Below are 4158 nucleotides of genomic sequence, written 5' to 3'. Positions count from 1 at the left end.
GTCGGCCAGATAGAGCGCGGCCGCACCTGCCGCGTGCGGCGACGCCATCGACGTACCGGAGAAGGTCGCCCTGCCCGTGTCGCTCGCGTTGGAGGCGGAGGTGACGTCCACGCCGGGGGCGAACAGATCGAGCCGCGCGCCCCAGTTGGAGAAGTCCGCCCTCGCGTCCTTCTTGTCGCTCGCGCCGACCGTGATCGCCTCCTTGACACGGGCCGGTGAGTAGAGGCTCGCCGGGAGGCCGTCGTTGCCCGCCGCGACCGCGTAGGTGACGCCGGAGGCGATGGAGTTGCGGACCGCGGCGTCCAGTTGCGGGTCCGCGAGCCCGCCCAGGCTCATATTGGCGACCGCGGGCTTCCGGGCATTCTTGGTCACCCAGTCGATGCCCGCGATGACCTGCGAGAGCGTGCCGGCCCCGTTGTCGTCGAGCACGCGGACGGCGACGACCTTCGCCTGTTTCGCGACGCCGTACGTCGTGCCCGCGATCGTGCCCGCCACGTGCGTGCCGTGGCCCTGGCCGTCCTGGGCGGTGGCGTCGTTGTCGACGAAGTCCCAGCCGTTGCTCGCCCGGCCGCCGAAGTCCTTGTGGGTGATGCGTACGCCGGTGTCGATGACGTACGCCGTCACGCCCTGGCCCGCGGACTCCGGCCAGGTGTAGCTGCTGTCCAGCGGCAGGTCCTGCTGGTCGATGCGGTCGAGGCCCCACGGCGGGTCCGCCTGCCGGTGCTCGACGGCCACGGTGGCGTCCCGCGAGACCGAGGCGACGCGGGAGTCGGCCGCCAGGCGCTCGGCCTGCCTCTCGTCGACCTTCACCGCAAAGCCGTTGAGCGCCGTGCTGTAGGTGTGGCTTATTTTCGCTCCGTACTTGGTGGCGACGGCCTTGCCCGCCTTCGACGGAGCCTTCGTTCCCCCCTTGAGCGTCACTATGTAGCTGCCGCTGACGGAACCCGCTCCGCCCGCGCCGGACATCTGCCCCTCGGGGGCGGCGTGTGCGGGCAGGGTGATGGCCGAAAGCACCGCGGCCGTCATGACCGCGGTCAGGCCTCCCGCCCAGTGCAGCCGCCGCTCGCGCGTCACTGCCATGGTGTGAGTTCCCCTCCTCGACTCGGCGTGCTCCGGCCGGTGGTGCGCGCGGGCCCGATGGGGCTCTGGCAGGCCTCGCGAGTTCCCTGTACGGGTCCTGCGAGGCCGTGGCCGGATCGCCACTTGGCAGCCTCTCGTGCGGTGTGAAGCGCCACAAGGTCGTACGAGGGGGCGGAATCGGCCATATCGCCCGTGGCGGACATGTAAAGGTTGCGGCGATTTCCAGCCCTTCCGCAGGGGGCGCGGACCCTGACGTGCGAGGCTCCGCCGCGCGGGCGTGATCAGTGACGATCGTCCTCCGGTCGCAGTACGGCACATCCCGCGGAGCACTTCGCGCCGTAGTTGCGGAGGCACCCTCGCCGCTACCGTCATGGGTGACAAAGTGCGCACAGCGACGTGCGTCCGCCTGGTTCGCCCCGCTACGCCCAGCCACAGCAACGTCGATACGCCGTCCTGGTACGTCCTCCGTGAAGGTGGAAGCTCGTGAAGGCCATCCGCAGATTCACCGTGCGTCCCGTACTCCCCGAAGCCCTTCACCCCCTCAGTGACCTGGCGCGCAATCTGCGCTGGTCCTGGCACGCCGAGACCCGTGACCTCTTCCAGTCCGTGGACCCCGAACACTGGGCCGCCTCCGAATGCGATCCCGTACGCCTCCTGGGGAGCGTTTCGCCCGGGCGGCTGGCCGAACTGGCCGAGGACCGGCGCTTCCTGCGGCGGCTCGCCGCGGCTGCCGACGACCTCAAGGACTATGTGGGCGGGGACCGCTGGTACCAGTCCCAGACCTCCGGACTCCCCGCCGCCATCGCCTACTTCTCACCCGAGTTCGGCATCACGGCCGCGCTGCCGCAGTACTCCGGTGGCCTCGGCATCCTCGCCGGGGACCATCTCAAGGCGGCCAGCGACCTCGGCGTACCCCTGATCGGTGTCGGGCTCCTCTACCGGCACGGCTACTTCCGGCAGTCGCTCTCCCGGGACGGCTGGCAGCAGGAGCACTATCCGGTCCTGGACCCGAACGAACTGCCCGTCTCCCTGCTGCGCGAGCCCGACGGCACCCCCTCGCAGGTGTCCCTGGCCCTCCCCGGCGGGAAGTCGCTCCACGCCCGTGTCTGGCTGGCCCAGGTCGGCCGGGTTCCGCTGCTGATGCTCGACTCGGACATAGAGGAGAACGACCTCGGCGAGCGGGGCGTGACGGACCGGCTCTACGGCGGCGGCAGCGAGCACCGGCTGCTCCAGGAAATGCTGCTCGGTATCGGCGGGGTGCGTGCCGTGCGTACGTACTGTCGGCTGACGGGGCACGCGCAGCCCGAGGTGTTCCATACGAACGAGGGACACGCGGGATTTCTTGGCCTGGAACGAATTCACGAACTGTCTTATGAGGACCTGGATTTCGACGCGGCGCTCGAAGCGGTCCGGGCCGGCACGGTCTTCACTACCCACACCCCCGTGCCCGCCGGAATCGACCGCTTCGACCGGGAACTGGTGGCCCGGCACTTCGGCCCCGACGCGGAACTCCCGCGCATTGACGTCGAGCGCATTCTGCGATTGGGAATGGAGACGTATCCGGGCGGCGAACCGAACCTCTTCAACATGGCGGTGATGGGCCTCAGGCTCGGCCAACGCGCCAACGGGGTCTCATTGCTGCACGGACAGGTCAGCCGGGAGATGTTCTCCGGGCTCTGGCCGGGCTTCGACCCGGACGAGGTCCCGATCACCTCCGTCACGAACGGTGTGCACGCGCCCACCTGGGTGGCCCCCGAGGTCTTCCGCCTCGGTGCCCGTCAGATCGGGGCGCAGCGCACCGAGGACGCGATGACGGTCGGGGCCTCGGACCGCTGGGACGCCGTCGCCGAGATCCCCGACCAGGACATCTACGACCTGCGCCGCGTGCTGCGCGAGCAGCTGGTGACGGAGGTACGGGAGCGGCTGCACGCGTCCTGGCGGCAGCGCGGCGCGGGCACGGCCGAACTGGGCTGGATCGACGGCGTGCTGGACCCGGACGTCCTGACGATCGGCTTCGCGCGCCGCGTCCCGTCCTACAAGCGCCTGACCCTGATGCTAAGGGACCGGGACCGCCTGATGGACCTGCTCCTGCACCCCGAACGCCCGATCCAGATCGTGGTGGCGGGCAAGGCGCACCCGGCGGACGACGGCGGCAAACGCCTGGTCCAGGAGTTGGTCCGCTTCGCCGACGACCCGCGCGTACGCCACCGGATCGTCTTCCTCCCCGACTACGGCATGGCGATGGCGCAGAAGCTCTACCCCGGCTGCGACATCTGGCTCAACAACCCACTCCGCCCCCTGGAGGCATGCGGCACGAGCGGGATGAAGGCAGCCCTCAACGGCTGCCTCAACCTCTCGGTCCTGGACGGCTGGTGGGACGAGTGGTTCCAGCCGGACTTCGGCTGGGCGATCCCCACGGCGGACGGCACGGCGGTGGACGACGACCGCCGGGACGAGCTGGAGGCGTCGGCGCTCTACGAGTTGCTGGAACAGCGGGTGGCCCCGCGCTTCTACGAACGCGGCCAGGCGGGCCTGCCCGACCGCTGGATCGAGATGGTTCGCCAGACCCTCACCCACCTGGGCCCGAAGGTCCTGGCCGGCCGCATGGTCCGCGAGTACGTGGAACGCCTCTACACCCCGGCGGCCCACGCCCACCGCGCCATGTCCCCTTCCTCCGCAAGGGAGTTGGCCGAGTGGAAGTCCCGCGTCCGCGCGGCCTGGCCACATGTCACTGTCGACCACGTGGAGACCTCGGCGGGAACTCCGACGGCCGAACTGGGCACCACGCTCTCCCTCCGCGTCCGCGTCGCCCTGGGCGACCTGGCCCCGGACGACGTCGAGGTCCAGGCGGTCTCGGGCCGCGTCGACTCGGAGGACGGCATCACGGACGGCACGACGGCCCCCCTGAAACCGGCGGGCGGCCCCGACCTGGAGGGCCGCTGGCTGTACGAGGGGCCCCTGTCCCTGGACCGCACGGGCCCCTTCGGCTATACGGTCCGCATCCTGCCCACGCATCGACTGCTGGCGTCGAGTGCGGAGTTGGGGTTGGTGGCGGTTCCCTCGGAGGAGTTGGGGGAG

General features: G+C 70.4%; 2 protein-coding genes. One reads left to right on the top strand and one right to left on the bottom strand.

Going from position 1 to position 4158, the window contains the following annotated elements:
- Positions 1 to 1080: S8 family peptidase (locus tag AOK17_RS26835; protein WP_055615126.1), on the bottom strand; the 1080-nt coding region annotated here is incomplete at its 3' end.
- Positions 1081 to 1563: 483 nt separating this feature from the next.
- Between AOK17_RS26835 and AOK17_RS26830 the strand changes: the two genes are divergently transcribed.
- Positions 1564 to 4158: glycosyltransferase family 1 protein (locus AOK17_RS26830; protein WP_055615125.1), on the top strand; the 2595-nt coding region annotated here is incomplete at its 3' end.

It is taken from the genome of Streptomyces phaeochromogenes, assembly GCF_001418655.1.
In the GTDB taxonomy this organism is placed as follows: domain Bacteria; phylum Actinomycetota; class Actinomycetes; order Streptomycetales; family Streptomycetaceae; genus Streptomyces; species Streptomyces phaeochromogenes.
Note: the sequence above shows the minus strand (reverse complement) of the source record. Positions and strands in the feature narration are given on the sequence as shown.